Here is a 21,462-nt window from a genome sequence, read left to right as displayed (position 1 = left end):
GGCTGATACAGCAAATTAACCCGTTAAATATCGCTCCGCATTCTATCTGCAAAAGCGGCGAATAATGATTTGCCGCATTCCAGATAATTCGGCCGGCGTTTTTTCCGTGGCGATTCGCATTATGTCGGCTGTATCCAAAATAAAAAGGACATACGACAACCTGCCCGCCAGCGGTCAATCGGTCACGATGTTCGCGAGCGGGACGGGGCGGCCAAACAGCCAGCCCTGACCCACGGCGGCGGGCTGGCGCGCCAGCAGATAGCTCGCCTGCGCTTCGGTCTCGATGCCCTCGATGATGAGGTTGATGCCCAGTTCCCGCGAGATCGCGATGACATGGTCGACGATCAGGGTGCCCGCATCCTCGGCGCCGATGGCGCTGGTGAAACTGCGGTCCAGCTTGATCGCGTCGGCCTGCATTTCGGCCAGATAGTTCAGGTTGGAATGGCCCGTGCCGAAATCGTCGATGAACACCTTGAAGCCTTTGCCGCGCAAGGTCTTGACCATCGCCCGCACGTGGCCGTCGGACAGCGGCGTGCCTTCGGTGATCTCCAGCGCCACGTTGCCGGGCGTCAGACCGCGCTCGCTGACGGCGTCCATCAGGAAATTCCGGTAGCCCGCGTCTTTCAGGTCCGCCGCCGACACGTTGATGCTGACGTAGAGCGCGGGATCGTCGCGCAGGCGCTCGTGCAGGTCGCGCAGCGCCCGCGACGTCACCAGCCTGGACAGCGCGCGGCCCAGCCCCATGGCTTCGGCCAGCGGCACGAACAGGATGGGCGACACGTCGCGGCCCCGGGCGCTCCAACGCGCCAACGCCTCGAAGCCAGCCAGCTGCCGCGTGGCCAGCTGGCGCAGCGGCTGGTAGTGGACCTGGATGTCTCCGCCAAGAATGGCCTTGCGCAGCTCGCTCTTGGCGCTGCCCGCGTGCATGCGCCACAGGACGCAAAGGCCCGCCAGAAAGGCCAGAGCCAGGGCGCCGACCACGGACAGCACCATCGCCGGAAGCTGGAACCAGGCGTCGGACCGCAGCCGCGACACGACGCAGATGTCCGGTCCGCCGTCCGGCGCACACAGCGAGGCGCGCCGTTCGGGCGCGAAACCCAGGTCATCCTCGTTTTCGCGCGGCATGTCCAGGTCGTGCGCACGGCCGAAACGCCGGTACACATGGTCGCCGTCCCGCGTCACGATCTTGGCGTCGATGCGGGAACCCGGTTCCGGAAAGCCGTCGAACGCGCCCGGCGCGGTGAACACGATGATGTCGCGCATGGCCGCCATGTCGCCGATGATGCGGCGGTCGACGATATTGGCGGCGCCCACCCAGAGCTGCAGGCCGCTACTCAATGTGAAGGCCGGCGGCGGCAGCGCCAGGGGATCGGGCAGCTTGCCCCATGCCGCGGAGCAGCGCAGCATGCCGCCCAGCGTGCGGCCGATGTCCCGGATGTAGGTGGAATTGAAGAGCAGCACGCGCAGGGTCGCCACGTCCGCTTCCGAACACAGCGCGCCGCCCTGGGTGGCCGCGGCCATCAGGCGATGGCTTTCCTGCGCCACCCGCAGCGCGTGCGCAAGCAGCCGGGCGTTATGCCCGGCGAGTTTGTCGTCGGCCTGGTTCAGTTCGATCTGGCGTCCAGCCAGCACCCCCGCGAGGAATCCAAGCGCCGACAACAACAACACAAAAGCCGCAATTCTGGAACGTGACATGGGGGACCGGTGCACATGGGCGGCGCGTTGCATGCAATTCTGCGCGTAAGGCAATGTAACCGAACTTCCAAGGGCTTAAACCGCAAATTCACCCCTCCTGACCCGCTAATTGTGGCTTTCGAAAATGGACACTTTGCTAGGAAAGCCGCCGGGCGATCCGTCCCGGGCGGCCCCCGCGAGACGGGATCTACGGGGAAACCCGATATAAAACTTTGCGCGACGCCCATGATCGCGCGTTATGCACAGGTGCGATTGCGGCCGCGCAATTTCCCGGGTTTTCCCAAGCAGATCAAGGCATTGGGAAGCCGAGCGGGGTCCGGCCTTGCTGCCCGCCAGGCGGCCAGACTGCGGTTTCGGATCGGATCGCGCGCGGGCATGCTTGCGCCTTCGGCCTTGAACGCGCACCTCCCCCGCGCGCCGGGCCCCCGCAAGACTCTGGAGACCTTCATGAACCCCTCTTCCCCGTCCCGCAAAATGGGCCTGGCCGTCGCTCAGATGGGCGCCGTCAATCTTGCCGACTCCCGCGCGGTGGTCGTGCGCCGCCTTGTCGAGATGATGCGCGAAGCCGCCGCCCGCCAGGCCGAGTTCGTCGTGTTCCCGGAGCTGGCGCTGACGACCTTCTTTCCCCGCTACTGGATGGATGACGCCGAAGCGGTGGAGCGCTATTTCGAAAAGACCATGCCCAATGCCGACGTGCAGCCGCTGTTCGACACGGCGCGCGAGCTGGGCATCGGTTTTTACCTGGGCTATGCCGAGCTGACGCCGGAAGGCCGCCAGTTCAACACCGCCATCCTGGTGGACCGCAGCGCCAGGATCATCGGCAAGTACCGCAAGATCCACCTGCCGGGCCACTCGGACCACAAGGTCGACGCGCCTTTCCAGCATCTGGAAAAGAAGTTCTTCGAAGTCGGCGACCTGGGCTTTGGCGTGTGGGAGACCAACGACGTCAAGATCGGCATGTGCCTGTGCAACGACCGCCGCTGGCCCGAGACCTACCGCGTCATGTCGCTGCAAAGCGCCGAACTGATCGTGCTGGGCTACAACACGCCGTCGCTGAACATCCACTGGAATGAGCCCGCGCACCTGCGCACCACCACACACGAGATCGTGCTGCAGGCCAGCGCCTACCAGAACGCGGTGTGGATCGGCGCGGCCGCCAAGTGCGGGCACGAGGACGGCCATCACATGATCGGCAGTTCGATGATCGTTGCGCCGTCCGGCGAGATCGTGGCCCGCGCCAGCGGCGAGGAAGACGAAGTCATCACCGCGCGCATCGACCTGGGGATGGGCCAGACGTTCCGCGACCACGTCTTCAACTTCGCCAAGCATCGCAGCCCGCATCATTACAAGCTCATCGTCGAGCGCACCGGCGCGGGCGATCCGCTGCCCCGGCCCGACGTCGACTGAGGCGGCGCGCCTGCGTTGAGCGACCGATTGCCCGCGACATCGCGGGCAATTTCTTTTGGCGGCCGCGCCCCGCACGCTGCTAGACTGCCCCAGGCCCCTTGATAGACCGACCACGCAGGCAACGATCCGATGCGCTTAATCGACACCGACCAGACCCGCAACGCCCTGTCCTTCGACACCGTCATCCCCGCCCTGCGGGACGCCTTTCGCGAAGACGCCACGGTGCCCGCCCGCCACGTGCACGCCATCCAGTCCGGCAACGCGCACGGCACCTCGCTGATCATGCCGGCGTGGAGCGACCGCGGCTACTTCGGCGTGAAGATCATCAACATCTTCCCCGAGAACACGCATCAGGGCCTGCCGGGCCTGCATGCCACCTACAACCTGTACAGCGCGACAACGGGCGTGCCGGTTGCGCAGGTCGATGGCGATATCGTCACCGTGTACCGCACCGCCGGCGCGGCGGCGCTGGGCGCGGACTATCTGGCGCGCGCCGATTCCCGCACGCTGCTGATCGTCGGATCCGGCCGCATCGCCGGCCTGGTGGCGCAGGCCATGCGCACGGTGCGCCCGATCCAGCGGGTGCTGGTGTGGAATGTGCGGCCGGCTGGCGCCGAGACGCTGGCGGCAACGCTGCGCGAGCAGGGCTTCGATGCGCAAGCGGTCACCGATCTGCAAGCCGCCGCCGCTCAAGCCGACATCGTCAGCTGCGCCACGCTGTCCACCGAACCGCTCATCCACGGCGCGTGGCTGCGCCCCGGCACGCACCTGGACCTGATCGGCAGCTTCAAGCCAGAAATGCGCGAGACGGACCCGGCGTGTTTTGACGGCACCACCGTGTATGTCGACACCGACGAGGCGCCCACCAAGTCCGGCGACCTGCTGTCGGCATTTGACGCCGGCGTACTGACGCGCGAAGGCATCCAGGGCAACCTGCACCAGCTGACCAAGGGCGAGGCCCCCGGCCGCCGCAACGATCAGGAGATCACGGTGTTCAAGGCGGTGGGCAGCGCGCTGGAAGACCTGACGCTGGCGACGCTGGTGTACGAAGCCGTGAAGGAATGAGGGCAAATCGTTCTTTACCCATAACGCAAAGGAGACAACGCATGACGCAGGCACGTTCCATCCAGTTGACCGAGTTTGGCGCACCGGAAGTCATGCGGCTCGTCGACGCCGACCTGCCGCCCCCCGGGCCGGGCGAGGTGCAGCTGCGCCAGACGGCTATCGGCTTCAACTACATCGACATCTATCAGCGCGCGGGCAAGTATCCGCTGCCCACGCCGACAGGCCTGGGGCATGAAGCAGCCGGCGTGATCGAGGCGGTGGGCGCAGGCGTGACGGACCTGCGCGTGGGCGACCATGTGGTCTACATGAACGCCGGCGTGGGCGCCTACGCCGACCGGCGCATCGTGCCGGCCGCCAAACTGGTGAAGATCCCGGCGGGCATCTCCGACGAAGACGCCGCCGCCGTGTTCTTCAAGGCCATGACGGCGCAATACCTCGTCAAGAAAACGTATGCGGTCCAGCCTGGCGACATCGTGCTCGTTCATGCCGCAGCGGGCGGGGTCGGACAGATCCTGAGCGGCTGGGCGCATGCGCTGGGCGCCAGGGTCATCGGCACGGCGGGCTCGCCCGCGAAGTGCGACGCCGCGCGGGCGGCCGGTTGCGATGTGGCCATCGACTACACACAGGAAGACTGGGTCCAGCAGGTGATCGCGGCCACGGGCGGTAAAAAGGCGCGCGTCGTCTACGACTCCGTGGCCCGGCACACGTTCATGGGATCGCTGGACTGCGCCGCGCCATTCGGCATGGTGGTGCTGTTCGGCGCGGCGTCCGGCCCGGCCCCGGCCATCGATCCGGAACTGCTGAACAAGAAGGGGTGCCTGTTCCTGACGCGTCCGTCCGTGTTTCCGCACAACGCGGACACGCAGACGTTCCGCGCCAATGCGGCGGACGTTTTCGACGCCATGCAAAGCGGCGCGGTCCGTGCGGCCATCGGGGCGCGCTATCCCCTGGCGCAGATCCAGGACGCGCATCGCGCCGCTGAAAGCCGCGCGGTCACTGGCGCCATTGTCATCACGCCCTGATCGGCGGCGCGGGGGCCGGCGCCACGCAAAGTCAGGCCCCCGCCAGCTCCATCGGCAGATGCTCGCGCATGATTTCGATGAAGCGCCGCAGGCGCGCCGGCTGAAAGCGCGACGGCGCATAGACCAGAAAGACGGGCAGGGCGTCCGCGCGCCACTGCGGCGCCAGGTGCACCAGGCGGCCGGCGGCCAGATCGCCCTGCATGGCCCAGGCTGATCCCAGCGCCACGCCCAGCCCCTGGATGGCCGCGTTGCGCAGCGCATGCAGGCCGTCGGTGGACAGCCGCGGCTGGATGTCGAAGCTCTGCCTTTCTCCGCTGCCGCAATGCGTCAGGCTGACCTCGGTGCGATAGAAGGTGCGCAGCGCCAGCCACGGCAGACGCGCCAGGTCTGTGGCGTCCTGCGGCACCGGTCCGCCCGCAAGCAGGTCCGGCGAGGCGACGACGATGCGCGGCACCTCGCCCAGCTTCACGGCAATCACCGACGGATCCGTCACCGCGCCCACACGGATCGCGCAATCCACATTCTCGGCGATCAGATCCGGCATGCGATCGTGCAGCAGCCATTCCACGCGCATGTTCGGATAGCGCTTCAGATACGTGGCCAGCGGCTCGATGAACTGATCCTGGCCGAACACGTGCGGCGCCACCACGCGCAGCATCCCGGTCGGATCATCGTCTGCGCCGCGCACCTCGCTTTCGAAGGACTGCCAAGACGCCAGCAGCTCCTTGCCCCGCTCGTAGCAGCGCTGGCCGTCTTCGGTCAGGCGGATGGCGTGAGTGGATCGCTTCAGAAGCCGCACGCCCATCGTGCGTTCCAGCAGTTGCAGGCGGCGGCTGACGGTGGGCTGAGTGCCGCCCATCTGGGCGGCGGCGGCGGACAGGCTGCCGGCCTCGACGATGCGCACGAAGGTTTCGATCAGCAGCATGCGGTCGGTGCCGGCTGCAACAGAAGGGGCGGGGGTGGTCATACGCCTATCGTATAACGCATGTACCCGAAGGTCGGCTACCAAAACCCCGGCGGCAAGCCCAGAATTTGCCCCGTACTCAAAGCCACCGGACACCACCATGTCATCCCCCACTTCCCACCCCTCCCTATCGCGCGGCCTGGTCTTTTTGCTGGCTGTGGGCGCCGGCCTGGGCGTCGCCTCCCTTTACTACAGCCAGCCGATGCTCGGCGTGCTGGGCGCGGACATCCACGCCAGCGCCGAAACGCTGGGCTGGATTCCGACGCTGACGCAGCTGGGCTACGCCTTCGGCATCCTGATGCTGGCCCCGCTGGGCGACCGTTATGACCGCAAGCGCATCATCCTGGTGAAAGCTGCCGTGCTGGCCCTGGCGCTGCTGCTGGCCGGCGCGTCGCCGACGATCGGCCTGCTGCTGGCCGCCAGCTTCGCCATCGGCCTGTCCGCCACGCTGGCGCAGGACATCGTGCCGGCCGCAGCCCACCTGGCCCCGGCCGACCAGCGCGGCAAGATCGTCGGCACCGTCATGACGGGCCTGTTGCTGGGCATCCTGCTGTCGCGGGTGGTCAGCGGTTTTGTGGCCGAGCAATTCGGCTGGCGCATGATGTTCGCGGCCGCCGCCGTCAGCATCGTGGCGCTGGGCGCGGCCCTGTGGCGCGGCCTGCCGCGGTTCGAGCCGACGACGCGGCTGGCCTACAGCGCGCTGCTCGGTTCGCTGCTGACGCTGTGGCGCCAGCACCCCGGTCTGCGCCGCGCCGCCACCGCGCAGGGGTTGCTGTCGCTGGGCTTCAGTGCCTTCTGGTCCACCCTGGCCGTGATGCTGCACGACGCGCCGTTCCACCTGGGCGCGGGCGCCGCCGGCGCGTTCGGCCTGGCCGGCGCGGCAGGCGCCCTGGCCGCGCCGCTGGCCGGCCGCGTGGCCGACACGCGGGGGCCGCTGGCAGTCGCCAGCCTGGGCGCCGGCCTGACCATGGTGTCGTTTGCCGCCATGATCTTCCTGCCGTTCCTGCCCACGCATGCCGCGCTGTGGCTGATCGGCGGCGCCGCGGTCGGCTTCGACCTGGGCATCCAGACCTCGCTGATCGCGCATCAAAGCATCGTCTACGGCATCGACCCGGCCGCTCGCAGCCGTCTGAATGCCATCCTGATGACGGGCGTCTTCATCGGCATGGCCGCCGGCGGCGCACTGGGCAGCCTGGCGCTGGCCCACTGGGGCTGGACCGGCGTGACGCTGACGGCGGCAGGCGCCGCGGCCGCCGCGTTGGCCTTGCGCCTGTGGCCCGCCAGCAACCGCAATGGCGAGGCCAGCCGCTACGCGGCGTGAGAATAGGGCCGGCGTCTCGCGGCGCCGGCTGTTCCCGCTACACCAGCACCGACACCGTCTGCGTGTTGGTGTATTCCAGCAGTCCGTCCAGCGCGTTTTCCACCCCCACGCCAGACTGCTTGTGCCCGCCAAATGGCACGTCCGGCGACATGACGTGGATGTGGTTGATCCACACGGTGCCGGTCTCCAGCCGCCGCGCAATCGACTGCGCCAGGGCCACATCCCCGGACCACACCGAGCCCCCCAATCCGTACTCGGTGTCGTTGGCCCGGCGGACAACTTCGTCGATGTCGCGGTACTTCAAGAGCGGCAGCACCGGTCCGAACGCCTCCTCCACCACGCTACGCGCGTCGTCGGGCGGATTGTCCAGAATGGTGACCGGCACGAAGTAGCCTTTGCCCTCCGGCACCTCGCCCCCCGTCAGAAAGCGCACGCCGGTCCGATGCGCGTCGGCGATCAGATCCTTCACGCGTTCGAACTGCGCGCGGTTCTGGATGGGGCCAAGCCCGGTGCCGGGCTGCGAGCCGTCGCCCACCACCACGCTGGCCGCCTCGCCCGCCAGCGCATCGGCGAAGGCGTCGTAGATGGACTCGTGCACATACAGCCGCTTGGTCGCCAGACAATACTGCGACGAATTGCGGAAGGCGCCCCAGAACAGCTTGGCTGCCGTCTCCTTGACGTCGACATCGGGCAGCACGATGGCCGCGTCGTTGCCGCCCAGCTCCAGCGTCACGCGCTTGAGCCGGCTTGATGCGCTTTGCATGACGCGCCGGCCCGTCACGGTGGAGCCGGTGAAGGCGATCTTATCGATGCCGGGATGCTCGGTCAGCCACGGACCCAGGCGGTCGCCGCCGCTGACCACGTTCAACACGCCGGGCGGCAGCAGGCCGCGAAACAGTTCGCCCATCTTCAATGACGTCAGCGGCGTGTACGGCGAGGGCTTGAGCACCACCGTGTTGCCGGCCAGCAGCGCCGGCGCGATCTTCCAGATGGCCAGCGTCATCGGAAAATTCCACGGCGCAATGGCGGCGACCACGCCGATGGGTACGCGCCGCGTTTCGAACCGGTGGCCCGCGCCGCTGTCGTGATGTTCCACCGGCAGGTCGCGCGCCGCAAAGGCGCGCAGCCACGCGACGCAGCGCCCGACTTCGGCGCGCGCGTCCGCGTGCGGCTTGCCTTGCTCGCGCGTCAACAGCCGCATGAAGCCGTCTGCGTGCTGTTCAAGTTCATCGGCCATCTGGCGCAGCGCCGCCTGGCGTTCGCCGATGGGCCGGTCGCGCCATGGGCCGAACGCCGCGCGGGCCGCCGCGATGGCGGCGTTCAACTGGTCCAGCGACGCATCGGGCGCGGCCGCGATGCGTTCCTCGGTGGCGGGGTTGAGCACGTCGAAGGTCTGCGGCGACGCTTCCGCGCGGCCGTTCACCGTCATCGTGTAATCGGAATCCAGATTGATGCTCATGGTTGTGTTGCCTGTTCAAGAGTGACCGGAGAAGCTTCAGAAGCCGTGCCATCAGCGGGCGTTAGCAGCAGCCGTCCCACCACGCGGCCCGCGGCAAGATCCGCCAGCGCGGACTGCGCGCTATCCAGGCAGCGGCACGCGGTGGGAATGGCGATGGGCTTGCGTTCACGCACCAGCGCCATCAACGCCTTCAATTCGTCAAGGTTGCCGATGTACGAGCCCTCGATGCTGATGGCGCGCATGGGCACCAGCGCGGGCGACAGGGACAACTCGCCGCCGAAGAGGCCCACCAGAATGAGCTGCCCGCCTTTGGTCAGCAGGTCCAGGCCGAGCTGCACGGTGCTGGCCGCGCCCACGCAATCGATCACGGCCCACACCGCGCCGGCCGCCTGCCGCACCTGCGCGGCGGCATCGGCTGCGCCGGCGTCGATGGCCGCATGCGCGCCCGCGGCCAGCGCCGCGCCCCGGCGTGCGCCGTCCGGCTCCACCACGACGACGTTGCCGCAGCCCATCGCGCGCAGCAGCGTGACGCCCATCAGGCCCAGCCCGCCCGCGCCGATCACCACCACCGATTCCTCGGCCAGCACGTCCTGCGGAATCTTGCGGATGGCGCTGTACGTGGTCAGGCCCGAACATGCATAGGGCGCGGCCTGCTCGGGCCGCAGGTCGCCGATATCCACCAGATAGCGCGCGTGCGGCGCGACGATGTGATCGCTATAGCCCCCGGGGCGGAAGATGCCCAGAAAACGCGGCGACGCGCACAGGTTCTCGCGCCCGCGGCGGCACACCTTGCAGTCACCGCAGCCGATCCACGGATACACCAGATAGCGCTGCCCCGGCCGCACATTGCCGGGCGCGTCCGGTCCCACGGCCACCACCTCGCCCACGGTCTCGTGGCCCAGCGTCAGCGGCAGCGACACGCCGCGTTGCTGCATGCTCAAGCGCTGGCTGCCGCCCAGGTCGTACGAACCTTCCCAGGTGTGAATGTCGGTGTGGCAGACGCCCGCGGCCAGCACGCGCAGCAGCACCTCGCTGCCTTGCGGCGCGTGCGTGGGGCGCTCTGTTCGCGTCAGCGGTTCGCCAAACGCCGTGACCTGATAGCTGATCATTCCGCGCCTCCGGACTTGGCCAGCGCGCAGCCGCCCTTGTCGAGCGGACGGAACGCCACGTTGCCCGGGATGACCGCGACCTGCTTGTACAGGTCCCACTCGCTCTTGGAGTCCGCGGGCTTCTTCACTTCAAACAGGTACATGTCGCGCACCACGCGGCCATCCACGCGCAGCTTGCCGTCCTTCGTCATGAAGTCGTTGATCGGCATCTCGCGCATCTTGGCCATGACGGCGTCGGCGTCCTTGGTGCCCGCGGCCTTGACCGCGTTCAGGTAGTGCGTGACGGCGCCGTACGTGCCCGCCTGCGTCATCGTGGGCTTGCGGCCGACCTTGTCCTGAAAGCGCTGCGACCACGCGCGCGTGGCATCGTTCTGGTCCCAGTAGAAGGCTTCGGTCAGCAGCAACCCCTGGCCCAGCGGCAGGCCGATGGATTTGACGTCGGACAGGAACGCCAGCAGCGCCACCAGACGCTGCGAGCTGCCCGGCCGGCCGATGCCGAAATCCGCGGCCTGCTTGATCGCGCTGATGACATCGTTGCCGCCCAGCGCCAGGCCGATGATGCCTGCCTTGGAGCTTTGCGCCTGCAACAGGTACGAGCTGAAGTCGGGCGTGTTCAGCGGCGAGCGCACCGCGCCCAGCACCTTGCCGCCGTTGCGTTCGATCACCGCCGACGCGTCGCCCTGCAGCGCATAGCCGAACGAATAGTCCGCCGTCATGAAGAACCAGTTCTTGCCGCCCTGTTCCGTGACGGCGGCACCGGTGCCGTTGGCCAGGGCGTAGGTGTCGTAGGTCCAGTGCACCGTGTAGGGCGAACACGCCTTGCCCGTCAGTTCGGACGTGGACGCGCTGGTCACCATGACGACGCGTTTCTTCTCGCGGCCCAGTTCGCTGATCGCCAGCGCCAGCGCGGACGTCGGCAGGTCGGTGATCATGTCGACCCCGTCCTGGTCGAACCAGCGGCGCGCCGCGGCGCTGGCCACGTCCACCTTGTTCTGCCCGTCCGTGAAGACCAGCTCGATCGGCTTGCCCAGCACCGAGCCGCCAAAGTCCTGCACCGCCATGCGCGCGGCCTCGACCAGCCCCTTGCCGCCGATGTCCGAGTACGCCGAACTCATGTCGGCCATGATGCCTATCTTCACGGGGGCCGCCGCGTTCTGGGCCTGCGCGCCGCTTGCGGCCAGGATCGCGCCCGCCAGCGCGAGCGTCAGTTTGGGGATTGCCATGGACTTGTCTCCGTTATCGGTTTACGCCGTCTTTGCGGCGGTGTGCGTATTGCTCCGGGGAGCGTCCTTTTGTATCGTAGGCACGCGATTTCGCCTTCGTCCAAAGCGACGATTTTTCGCGCGCATCGCGGGTTTTCCCGCAACGATCCCCGCAAACCGCAGTCCCTGAACAGGCAGCCCATGCGTCATTCGTTCTCGATGGAACACGCGCTGGCCAGCGGCAAGCTCAATGCCCCGGCCGCGCATGGCGACCACGTCGCCCGGCTTGCGCTGTGCGAGGCGATCTGCCGTCCGGAAGGACCCAAGGTGGTGGTGGCGCGCGGTCCCGCGGGCTACGGCAAGACCACGTTGCTGGCGCAGTGCCAGGCGCGTCTGCAAAGCACGCCGATGCGCACCGCCTGGCTGACGCTGGACCGCGCCGACAACGACCTCTCGCGCTTTCTGCGTTGCCTGATGGCGGCGCTGGGCACGCTGTACGGCGGCGCAGACCCGGCGTTCGCCGCCCATGATTCGGAGGACACGCTGGCGCTGGCGCTGGTCGAGGCCGTGGCCTCGCACGAGGCGCCGTTTGCCCTGGTGCTGGACGAATTCGAAGCCATCACCGCCCCCGCGGTGCTGGACCTGGTGCAGGACCTGATCGGGCGTCTACCGGCGCACGGCCGGCTGCTGATCGGTTCGCGGCACACGCCCGGACTGGCGCTGGGCCGGCTGCGCGCGGCCAACCAGTTGCTTGAAATCGACGCCGCGCAACTGTGCTTTTCCGTGGACGAGGCCACGCAGTTCTTCGCACGCCGCCAGCCCTTGTTGACCCCTGCCGAGGTCGAACTGCTGCATCGCAAGACCGAGGGCTGGGCGGCCGCGCTGTGCCTGGCGTCTGCTTCGCTCGCGCGGCAGCCGTCGGCCGCCGCCTTCATCGAACGATTCTCCGGCAGCGACCAGTCCGTGGCCGACTATCTGGCGCAGGACGTGCTGGCCAGCCAGACGCCCGCGCTGCGCCGCTTCCTGCTGCGCACCAGCATCCTCAAGCAACTCAGCGCGCCGCTGTGCCAGGCGCTCGTGCCCGACCTGGACTGCGCGGATCTGCTGCGGCAACTTGAAGACGGCCACGTGCTGCTCACGCGCACCGCGGCCGACGAGCGCCATTACCGCTATCACAGCCTGTTCGCCAGCTACCTGCAGTCGCAGCTGCGCGCGCAGGCGCCCGGCGACATCGCGCACCTGCATCTTGCGGCCTCGCGCTGGTACGAGGCGCAGGGCCGGCCCGTGCCCGCCATCGACCACGCGATCGACGGCGGCGACTTCGGCCGCGCGCTGACGCTGTTGCAGACGCACGCCGAGCCGCTGCTGGCCGAGGGCCGGATGCGCCTGCTGTCGCGATGGCTGGGCCAGCTGCCCGCGGCCGTGCTCGCCACGCGGCCGTTGCTGCAGGCCATGCAGGTGTGGGCCACCTGTTTCACGCGCGGTCCCGGCGAGGCCGCTGCGCTGATGGCAGACCTGAAGCTGGCCGGCAGTCCCGACCCCGTGGTGCAAGCGCACGTGCGCGCGTTGCAACCCCTGCTGTTGTCGATGATGGATCGCCAGGAGGAAGCCTACGCCGCCGGCCTGCCCAGCGTCGCGTCGCTGGGCGATGCGCTGTCGTTCACCGATACCGCGCTGGCCAACGCCATGGCCAACGTCAGCGCCGTGCTGGGCCGCTACCACGAGGCGCGCGCACTGCTGGACACCGCGCGGCGCGCGCAAAGCCGCAGCGCCAGCACGTTCAACCTGATGTACTCGGAAGCGGTCGAAGGCATCATCGACCTGCAGGAAGGGCGCATGCGCCAGGCCGGTGCGCGCTTTCGGATGGCGGTGCGGGCCACGCGCAAGGGCGCGTACGGACAGGCCAACGGCAACGCCTGGGCCGGCGTGCTGTATGCCGCTTGGGTCTACGAGACCGGCGACCTCGCGCAGGCGGCGCGGCTGCTGCAGGTGTACGTGCCGCTGGGCCGCGACGTCGGTCTGCCGGACCACCTGATCCTGGGCTACCTGATGCAGGCGCGTGTGGCGTTCTACGAAGGCGATCCGGAACAGACCTTCTACCTGCTGGGCGAACTGGAATACCTTGGCCATCAGCGCGGCCTGCCGCGCATCGCGGCCAGCGCCCGCGTCGAGCGCGCGCGCGTGCTGCTGATGCAGGGCCATCCGCACGCTGCGCGCGACGAACTGCTGCGCGCGGACGACGCCGACCTGTGGCGCCGCGTGGAAGCACTGCGGCTGCCGGCCAATGATCTGTTGTATCCGCGGCTGGGGCGCCTGCGGTGCGCCGCGTATGACGGCGATCCCGCCGCCGCGCTGCGTGAACTGGACCAGGACATCGCAAAGGCGTTGGCCGCCCAGCGCGTGCGGCGCGCGTACAAGCTTCAGCTGTTTCGTGCGGTCGCGCTGGCGCGCATGCAGGACGATGGCGCGGCGGCGGCGCAGCTTGCGCCGCTATTGCACACGGCGCAATCCGAAGGCCTGTGCCGCGTGCTGGTGGACGAGGGCGCGGCACTGGCCGGCCTGTTGCAGCGCCATGCCGCGTCGCCGGCCGGCAGCGCATGGCTGGCGTCGGACGGCGCGCGTGCGTGGTGGCAGCACTATCTGGCGCAGGCCCGCCTGAACCCGGCGGCGCCGATTGCCCCCGTGGCCGAGGCCTCCGGCGTGGACGGCCTCACGCCCAAGGAACTGCGCGTGCTGCGCCTGTTGGCCGAGGGCCATTCCAACAGCGCCATCGCGCGGCAGCTGTTCGTGTCGGAGAGCACCGTGCGCACGCACCTGCGGCACCTGAACGTCAAGCTCAGCGCGGACAGCCGGACGCAGGCGGTGGCGCGGGCGCGCAGCGCGGGGCTGTTGTGAAGTAACCCGTGAAGTACTCCGTGAAGTACCCCGCGACTTATTCCGGCGTGTTGATCTGATCCGCCGAGATGATCTCAGCCACCAGCACCTGCCCCGGACCGTCCAGGTAATACTCTTCCTTGGCCGGCTCGCGCAGCTTCATGTAGGCGTCTTCGCCGATCTGCATGGTGTGGCCGGCGGCCAGTACGGCGCCGCTTTCCAGCATGTAGCACATGATGTTGTTGAACATGGTCGAGTACATCTCGCCCTCGTCATGGCCCGTCGCCAGCGCCGCGAAATCCGGCAGGCCGAACGCATCGGCGCCGTAGGTGCGCATCCACACGCCCTGCACGCCTTCCACCTCGTACTTCACGAAGCCGCAATACAGCATGTTCAGCGGCAGCGTGCGCAACAGCTCCATGCTCTCGTCGCCCAGCGACTCGTCGGCAAACACGCCGGCGGGCAGCGACGTGTGCGCATGCTCGTTCAGCACCGCCAGCGCCTTGAAATTAGCCAACGCCCCCGCCACCGCGGCCAGCGCCACATACTGCTCCAGCGGATCGGTCTCAAAGCCCGCGTAATACAGGATGATGTGGCTGACGTGTGCGCGGACCTCGTCCTTCAACGTGGCCGGATAGTGCGACGGCGCCACGCAGCTTTCCAACGCATCCTTGGGATAGGGCGCATTGAAGCCCACCAGCCGCACGACGTGCTTGTCCCAGCCGGCCATGCCCAGGAATTCCGGCATGTCGGGCGCAATTTCGGCGCGGGCGTCCTTCATGGTCGAGTGATAGGCGCGCAGCGCTTCGGTCAGCGCCGTCTCGGAAATCGCCAGCGGCGCGGCAAAGAGGACTTGCAGGCTCAGCGGCTGCGCGATGTCGGGATTTGCCAGCAGGGCGGATCCTTCCGCAGTGCTGGTGGCGTCGGTGGATTCTTCCTTGCGGCCGAAGAAGCGGGAAAAGATGCTCATACGTGTCCAGGTTGAAAAATAAAACGGGGACAGTATAAGGACCGCACCGGCGCATTCATCGTCGAGGTCGCCATTGGATACATCTTCGCGCGTCCGCTACTCCTCGAACCCGCGCGTCCCGACCGACTCGACCACGAAATCAATGAAGGACTTGATGCGCGACGAGATCGCCGTGTTCCGGTAATACACCGCGTTGATCGGCTGCCGCTCTTCCAGCAACTGCTTCACAAACAGCGGCTGCAGCGCACCGCTTGCGCGGTCGCCGCGCGTCATGAAGTCGGACAGGCACACGATGCCGCCGTCGTTCAGCGCAAGCTGGCGCAGCGTCTCGCCGCTGTGGGCGCGCACCTGCGGCTTGATATGCACCGGCTGCCCGTCCGCATCCAGCAGCGGCCATTCGTTCAGCGATTCCAGTTGGGCAAAGCCCAGCAGCACGTGCGAGGCCAGGTCCGCCGCGCGCCGCGGCGTGCCGTGCCGCGCCAGATAACCCGGGCTGGCCAGCACACGCACCCGGCTCGTGCCCAGCGCCACGGCGTGCAGCGACGAGTCCTTCAGCCGCCCGATGCGAAACGCCAGATCGGTGCGCCGCGCCAGGAGGTCGATGTTGCCTTCGTTGCTGGTGAGCTCCAGCTCCACCTGCGGATAGCGCTTGCGATAGGCCGGCACCAGCGGCGCGATGACATGCAGCATGAAGGGCGAGGCCGCATCCACGCGCAACAGGCCCGCGGGCTGGTTGCGGCGCACGTTCATCAGCTCTTCGGCCTCCTCGACCGACGCGATGATCCGGCGTGCCTGCTCCAGGTAGGCCTTGCCTTCTTCGGTCAGCGCCAGGCGCCGGGTCGTGCGCCGCATCAGCGTGGTCTGCAGTTTTTCTTCCAGCCGGCTCATGGTGCGGCTGGTGGCGGAGATGGTCTGGCCCAGCACCTCGGCGGCGGCGGTGATCGAGCCGCTGTCCACGATGGCGATGAAGACCTGCATTTCGTCGAGGGTGGTTTTCATATTTGACGTTTTATCAAAAGTATTTCGCCGATACCGGTATTTTTCCGCAAGGATGCGGCAGGCACACTACATCCATTCCCGAACACCGCACGTTCGCCACGCACACCCCCAGGAGTTTTACATGAGCATTCCCGCCTTTGGCGTTGGCACCTTCCGTCTGCAAGGCCAGACCGTCATCGATTCGGTGCGCAACGCGCTGGACGTCGGCTACCGCGCCATCGACACCGCCCAGATCTACGAGAACGAGGCCGACGTCGGCCAGGCCATCGCCGAATCGAACGTAGCCCGCGAAGACCTGTTCATCACCACCAAGATCTGGGTGCCCAACTACGCGAAGGACAAGCTCGTCCCCAGCCTGAAGGACAGCCTGGCCAAGCTGCGCACCGACTACGTGGACCTGACGCTGATCCACTGGCCCGCGCCGGACAACGGCGTTTCCGTCGACGAATTCATGACCGCGCTGGCCGATGCCAAGGCGCAGGGCCTGACCCGCCAGATCGGCATTTCCAACTTCCCCATCGCGCAGACGCGCGCCGCCATCGCCGCCGTCGGCCGCGACGAGATCGCCACCAACCAGATCGAGCTCAGCCCCTATCTGCAGAACCGCACGCTGACTGCCTTCCTGAAGGAACAGGGCATTCATGTCACCTCGTACATGACGCTGGCGTACGGCAAGGTGCTCAAGGATCCGGTCATCGGCCAGATCGCGCAGCGCCACGAAGCCACGCCCGCGCAGGTTGCGCTGGCCTGGGCCCTGCAACTGGGCTATGCCGTGATCCCGTCGTCCACCAAGCGCGAGAACCTGGCCAGCAACCTGCTCGCCCAGGACCTGCGTCTGACGGACGAAGACATGGCGCAGATCGCCGCGCTGGAACGCAATGGCCGCGAAGTCAGCCCGGAAGGGTTGGCCGCAGCGTGGGACTGAACCGAAGGGGACCGAACCATGCACACGACTGATCCGCTGTTCCAACCCCTGGCGCTGGGCAGTTTGACGCTGCCCAACCGCATCGTCATGCCGCCGATGACGCGCTCGCGCGCCACGCAGCCGGGCGATTGCGCCAATGCGCTGATGGCGCGCTACTACGCGCAGCGCGCCGGCGCCGGCCTCATCGTCAGCGAAGGCACGTACATCTCGCCGATGGGCAAGGGCTATGCCGGCACGCCCGGCCTGTGCACCCCCGCCCAGGTGGCCGGCTGGCGCGGCGTGACCGACGCCGTCCACGCCGCCGGCGGCCGCATCTACGCGCAGCTCTGGCACGTGGGCAGGCTAAGCCACACCAGCCTGCTCGGCGGGCAGGCGCCGGTGTCGTCCTCTGCGATTCAGGCCGAGGGCGTCAACGTCTTCATCCAGAACGAGGACGGCAGCCCCAACTTCGTGCAGGCCTCGGCGCCGCGCGCGCTGTCGGTTGCGGAAATCCAGGCCATCGTCGAGGAATACCGCCAGGCCGCGCGCAACGCGATCGCCGCGGGGTTTGACGGCGTGGAGCTGCACGCCGCCAACGGCTATCTGGTCAACCAGTTCCTGGATTCCGAGGCCAACAACCGTACCGACGCGTACGGCGGCTCGCTGGAGAACCGCATCCGCTTCCTGGATGAAGTGGCCCGCGCGCTGGTCGAGACGCTGGGCGACCCTGCCCGCGTCGGCATCCGTCTGGCGCCGCTCACGACGCTGAACGGCTGCGTGGATGCGGACCCTGTCGCCACCTACACCGCGGCCGCCAAGCGCCTGGGCGAGATCGGCGTGGGCTACATCCATATTGCGGAAGCCGACTGGGACGACGCCCCCGACATGCCGCTGTCCTTCAAAGAGGCGCTGCGCGGCGTCTATCCCGGCGTGCTCATCTACGCCGGCAAGTACACGGCCGAGCGCGCCCGCGGAGCGCTGCAAGCCGGATGGGCGGATTTGATTGCCTTCGGCCGTCCGTTCGTGGCGAACCCCGACCTGCCCGAGCGGCTGCTTCACGACGAACCGCTTGCCGAGCATGACAGGAACACCCTGTTCGGCGGCGATGCGCGCGGGTTGACGGACTACCCGGCGTTCAACGCACGGCAGGCGCCGGCGTCATGATTGCGCCAGCTCGCGGGACTGCTGCTTGGTCTCCCGCATGATCGCCACGAAGGCATCCACCGCGGGATTGCGGTGATCGGGATGGCGCGCGGCGGCCAGTTCCGCGCGGAAGGCCCCGCGCCCCCGGATGCCGACGTACGCGAGGATGTCCATGCGCATCCGCGCCAGCGACGCGGGCACCACCGCAGCGCCGAAGCCCGCTTCGACGAGGGTCAGGATCGTGGGGATCATGCTTTCCTGCACGATGTCGGCGGGCTTGCCCGCCGCTTCGATCATCTGCCGCAGCACCTGGCTGAAGTAGCGCGACCGGTCGCGCGCATACCCCACAAGCGGCAGGTCCAGCGCCTGCTCCATGGTCACCCAGCGCTTGCTCGCGAGCGGGTGGTCGCGCCGCAGCGCGAGCACCATCGGTTCGGAATACAGCGGCAAGGGTGACAGGTCCGCATCCGCGAACGGCGGGCGCAGCAGCGCCAGATCCAACCGCCGCTGATGCAGCGCCTCCGGCATCTCGCTGGAGTTCATTTCCTGCAGGTCCAGCACCACGCCGGGGTAACGCTGACGGAACACGAACAGCGCCTGCGGCACGTTTGAATACGCCGCGCTGGGCGTCAGGCCGATTGTCAGCTGGCCGGCTTCGCCGCTGGCCGCCTGCCGCACGTGCCGTACGGTGGCCTCGTGCTCGATCGCCATCTGCCTGATCCGGCGCTGCAGCTCCGCGCCGGCCGCCGTCAGCTTGACGGTGCGCGTGGTGCGTTCCAGAAGCTGCACGCCCAATTCTTCCTCAAGCTTGCGCACGCTCTGGCTCAACGGGGGCTGACTCAAATGCAGGCGCTGCGCCGCGCGCCCGAAATGCAGCTCTTCGGCGACCACGGCGAACACCTGAAGCAGACGGCTGTCGATGAGCATTTATTTTCCTGGCGAATCAATAGCGGGAGAATAAGGTATTAGACATCCTAATGGCGGCTTCCTACTATGCGCTCACAATCAACGGGCCGGGACGACGGCCTCCATGACAAGGGAAATGCCATGCCTGCTGCCTCCTTCAATCTAAAGTTCCTGGCCGGCGCCTTTGCCGCCAGCCTGTGCCTTGCCTCGCCCGGCGCCCTGGCGCAAGCGGCGTATCCCAGCCAGGCCATCAAGTTCATCGTGCCGTACGCGGCGGGCGGCAGTTCGGACACGCGCTCGCGCCAGTTGGCCCAGAAGCTCAGCGATTCGCTGGGCGTTCCCGTCGTGGTCGACAACAAGCCGGGCGCCAGCGGCAACATCGGCACGGCGCAGATCGCCTCGGCAAAGCCGGACGGCTACACCATTGGTCTGGGTAACTTCGCGCCCATGTCGGTCAACAAGGCGCTCTACACGATGCCCTTCGATCCGGCCAAGGACATCGCGCCCGTGGCCCTGATTGAACTGGGCCCGATGGCGCTGGGCGTCAGCAGCAAGTCGCCCTATGCCGACCCGGCCGCGCTCGTGAAGGACGCCAAGGCCAATCCCGAAAAGCTCAATTACGCGTCCACTGGCGCGGGCAGCGCGTCGCACCTGAGCACCGAACTGTTCAAGGAGCAAGCCGGCGCGAACGCGACGCACGTGCCTTACCGCGGTGGCGCGCCCGCCGTGAACGACCTGATCGCCGGCAACGTGGACTTCTACATCGAGCTGCCCAGCCTGTTCCTGCCGCACGCATCGGGACCCGATGCCCGCATTAAGATCCTGGCGGTGGCCGCGGACAAGCGCGCGCCGGGCCTGCCGGACGTACCCACCTTCAAGGAGCTGGGGATGCCCGATATGGTCGTCTCCAACTGGTTCGGCGTCATCGCCCCGGCGGGCACGCCGCCCGATGTCATCAAGACGCTCAATGATCACATCAACCGCGCACTGCAGGACAAACAGTACCGCGCCGTGGTGGAATCGCAGGGCGGTGAGGTGGCAGGCGGCACGCCGGAAGCGTTCCAGGCCTTCATCGCCAGCGAGAACGCGCGCTGGACGCAGCTTATCCAACAGAAGCAGATCAAGGTTCAATGATGCTGGCAGCGCAGGAAGCCCTTGCCCGAAGCAAGGCGGGGGACGCGCAGGTCCAGGCCTGGGTCTGCCTGGCCGATGAAAGCGCGGTTGCGCAGTCCGGGACAGGCGAGCTGGCGGGCGCGGGGTTCGGCGTCAAGGATGTGATCGACGTCGCGGGCCTGCCCACGCGCTCGGGCTCCGCCGCGGAATCGGCCGAGCCCGCGCGGCGAGACGCGACCTGCGTGGCGCAGTTGCGCGCCGCTGGCGCCGTGCCCATCGGCAAGACCGTGACCGCCGAATACGCGTATGTCACGCCGGGTCCGACCCGCAACCCGCGCAATCCGGCGCATACGCCGGGCGGCTCGTCCAGCGGATCCGCGGCGGCGGTTGCCGCGGGCATGGTCGACATGGCGCTGGGGACGCAAACGGGCGGATCCATGATCCGCCCCGCCGCCTTCTGCGGCGTGGTCGGCTTCAAACCCACTTTCGGCCGGGTGCATCGGCAAGGCATGCACGTGCTGTGCGACTCGCTGGACACCATCGGCTGGTTCACGCGCGACGTGGAGCAGTCCCAGCAGGTGGCCTCGGTGCTGCTGCCGGGCTCGGCCGCACCGCGTCCCGACCGCGCGCCGCGCGTCGCACTGGTGACCGCAAGCGCGATCGGCGACCTGAGTGCCGCCGCGCGAAAGACGCTCAACGACTGCGCGGCAGTCCTGCGGGAACAGGGCGCCCACATGACCGCGCCGGACGTGGATGCAGACCTGCAGACGCTGCTGCACATCCATTCGCAGACCATGCTCGCCGAACTGGCGCGCGGCCTGCTGCCGGTGGTGCTCGGCGCGCAAGGTTGCCTGCTATCGCCGGCGCTGCGTGCGGCGGTGGACCGCGGGCTGGCGATTCCGTACTCGGAATACGTGGCGCTCCAGCAACGCCGCGTGCAGCTGTCCCGCGAGTGGCAGGCGCGTTTCGGCGACGTGGACTTCGTCATCACGCCCAGCGCCCCGTCCGAAGCGCCCGAGGGAGTGCGTTCCACCGGCTCGTCCCTCTTTAATCGCATATGGTCGCTGCTGGGCTGGCCGGCACTGCACCTGCCGACGGGCTGCGCGGACAATGGCCTGCCGGTCGGCGTGCAGTGGGTCGCGCGGGCCGACGAAGATCACGCCTTGCTCGGGTGGGCGCGGCAACTGCATTCCGCCGTCAGGGGCGCCTTTCTGAGCGCGCCCGAGAGAATTCGGGATTAAGCCCTAACCAATTGGTATGGGTTTGCGGCCCGAAGTGGCCAGAATGAAAGGATCGGGCCCTACACTGC

17 protein-coding genes are annotated in these 21,462 nt (G+C 67.9%); 9 read left to right on the top strand and 8 right to left on the bottom strand.

Annotated elements, in window-relative coordinates; genetic code table 11:
- Positions 1–174 precede the first annotated feature (174 nt).
- Entirely contained in the window at positions 175–1,695 is a 1,521-nt protein-coding gene (locus tag CLM73_RS01655; RefSeq protein ID WP_234015789.1) for an EAL domain-containing protein, read from the bottom strand.
- Positions 1,696–2,169: 474 nt separating this feature from the next.
- Here CLM73_RS01655 and CLM73_RS01650 point away from each other — a divergent pair, with 474 nt between their 5' ends.
- The 3 genes from CLM73_RS01650 (at position 2,170) to CLM73_RS01640 (ending at position 5,189) form a co-directional block, all read left to right on the top strand.
- Positions 2,170–3,102 (top strand): N-carbamoyl-D-amino-acid hydrolase, encoded by a 933-nt coding sequence (locus CLM73_RS01650; RefSeq protein ID WP_199778304.1) that lies wholly within the window; start codon positions 2,170–2,172, stop codon positions 3,100–3,102.
- A 129-nt stretch (positions 3,103–3,231) separates the two neighbouring features.
- Positions 3,232–4,167, top strand: coding sequence for an ornithine cyclodeaminase family protein (locus CLM73_RS01645; protein ID WP_105237045.1), 936 nt, complete (start codon positions 3,232–3,234; stop codon positions 4,165–4,167).
- Between the two features lie 41 nt (positions 4,168–4,208).
- Positions 4,209–5,189, top strand: coding sequence for a quinone oxidoreductase family protein (locus CLM73_RS01640; protein ID WP_105237044.1), 981 nt, complete (start codon positions 4,209–4,211; stop codon positions 5,187–5,189).
- 31 nt (positions 5,190–5,220) lie between these two features.
- Here the strand turns inward: CLM73_RS01640 and CLM73_RS01635 are convergent, their stop codons facing one another.
- Positions 5,221–6,156 carry a LysR family transcriptional regulator gene (locus CLM73_RS01635; protein ID WP_105237043.1) on the bottom strand — a complete coding sequence of 312 codons (936 nt, stop codon included), beginning with the start codon at positions 6,154–6,156 and terminating at the stop codon, positions 5,221–5,223.
- 97 nt (positions 6,157–6,253) lie between these two features.
- On the opposite strand from CLM73_RS01635, the gene CLM73_RS01630 reads away from it, so the two are divergent.
- The gene (locus tag CLM73_RS01630; RefSeq protein WP_105237042.1) at positions 6,254–7,474 is read left to right on the top strand and encodes an MFS transporter; all 1,221 of its coding nucleotides are present in this window, start codon (positions 6,254–6,256) and stop codon (positions 7,472–7,474) included.
- A 37-nt stretch (positions 7,475–7,511) separates the two neighbouring features.
- On the opposite strand, the gene CLM73_RS01625 is transcribed toward CLM73_RS01630, so the two are convergent.
- From CLM73_RS01625 to CLM73_RS01615, 3 genes are read right to left on the bottom strand one after another with little or no spacing between them, the layout of a single operon-like run.
- Positions 7,512–8,933 (bottom strand): aldehyde dehydrogenase family protein, encoded by a 1,422-nt coding sequence (locus tag CLM73_RS01625; protein WP_199778232.1) that lies wholly within the window; start codon positions 8,931–8,933, stop codon positions 7,512–7,514.
- Positions 8,930–10,042 (bottom strand): alcohol dehydrogenase, encoded by a 1,113-nt coding sequence (locus CLM73_RS01620; RefSeq protein WP_105237041.1) that lies wholly within the window; start codon positions 10,040–10,042, stop codon positions 8,930–8,932. Before CLM73_RS01620 ends, CLM73_RS01625 begins: the two co-directional genes overlap by 4 nt.
- Complete coding sequence (locus CLM73_RS01615) at positions 10,039–11,265, bottom strand: ABC transporter substrate-binding protein (protein WP_105237040.1); 1,227 nt, start codon at positions 11,263–11,265, stop codon at positions 10,039–10,041. The genes CLM73_RS01620 and CLM73_RS01615 overlap by 4 nt, the downstream gene beginning before the upstream one ends.
- Before the next feature lie 180 nt (positions 11,266–11,445).
- Here CLM73_RS01615 and CLM73_RS01610 point away from each other — a divergent pair, with 180 nt between their 5' ends.
- The gene (locus tag CLM73_RS01610; protein ID WP_234015787.1) at positions 11,446–14,139 is read left to right on the top strand and encodes a LuxR C-terminal-related transcriptional regulator; all 2,694 of its coding nucleotides are present in this window, start codon (positions 11,446–11,448) and stop codon (positions 14,137–14,139) included.
- 37 nt (positions 14,140–14,176) lie between these two features.
- Here the strand turns inward: CLM73_RS01610 and CLM73_RS01605 are convergent, their stop codons facing one another.
- Positions 14,177–15,088 carry a DUF4261 domain-containing protein gene (locus CLM73_RS01605; protein WP_105237039.1) on the bottom strand — a complete coding sequence of 304 codons (912 nt, stop codon included), beginning with the start codon at positions 15,086–15,088 and terminating at the stop codon, positions 14,177–14,179.
- A gap of 96 nt (positions 15,089–15,184) precedes the next feature.
- Entirely contained in the window at positions 15,185–16,087 is a 903-nt protein-coding gene (locus CLM73_RS01600; protein ID WP_105237038.1) for a LysR substrate-binding domain-containing protein, read from the bottom strand.
- Between the two features lie 121 nt (positions 16,088–16,208).
- Here CLM73_RS01600 and dkgB point away from each other — a divergent pair, with 121 nt between their 5' ends.
- Positions 16,209–17,012: a 2,5-didehydrogluconate reductase DkgB gene (dkgB, locus tag CLM73_RS01595; protein WP_105237037.1), complete on the top strand. Its 804-nt coding sequence runs from the start codon at positions 16,209–16,211 to the stop codon at positions 17,010–17,012.
- An 18-nt stretch (positions 17,013–17,030) separates the two neighbouring features.
- Entirely contained in the window at positions 17,031–18,155 is a 1,125-nt protein-coding gene (locus tag CLM73_RS01590; RefSeq protein WP_105237036.1) for an alkene reductase, read from the top strand.
- Here the strand turns inward: CLM73_RS01590 and CLM73_RS01585 are convergent.
- Positions 18,150–19,061 carry a LysR family transcriptional regulator gene (locus tag CLM73_RS01585; RefSeq protein ID WP_105237035.1) on the bottom strand — a complete coding sequence of 304 codons (912 nt, stop codon included), beginning with the start codon at positions 19,059–19,061 and terminating at the stop codon, positions 18,150–18,152. The genes CLM73_RS01590 and CLM73_RS01585 overlap by 6 nt on opposite strands.
- 120 nt (positions 19,062–19,181) lie before the next feature.
- Here CLM73_RS01585 and CLM73_RS01580 point away from each other — a divergent pair, with 120 nt between their 5' ends.
- Positions 19,182–20,174, top strand: coding sequence for a Bug family tripartite tricarboxylate transporter substrate binding protein (locus tag CLM73_RS01580; protein ID WP_105237034.1), 993 nt, complete (start codon positions 19,182–19,184; stop codon positions 20,172–20,174).
- Positions 20,171–21,394 carry an amidase gene (locus tag CLM73_RS01575; protein ID WP_234015786.1) on the top strand — a complete coding sequence of 408 codons (1,224 nt, stop codon included), beginning with the start codon at positions 20,171–20,173 and terminating at the stop codon, positions 21,392–21,394. The genes CLM73_RS01580 and CLM73_RS01575 overlap by 4 nt, the downstream gene beginning before the upstream one ends.
- Positions 21,395–21,462: the final 68 nt, after the last annotated feature.

Origin of the sequence: Achromobacter spanius (assembly GCF_002966795.1) — a bacterium.
In the GTDB taxonomy this organism is placed as follows: domain Bacteria; phylum Pseudomonadota; class Gammaproteobacteria; order Burkholderiales; family Burkholderiaceae_B; genus Achromobacter; species Achromobacter spanius_D.
The sequence above is the reverse complement of the archived record's forward strand: the minus strand, read 5'-3'. Positions and strand labels throughout refer to the sequence as shown.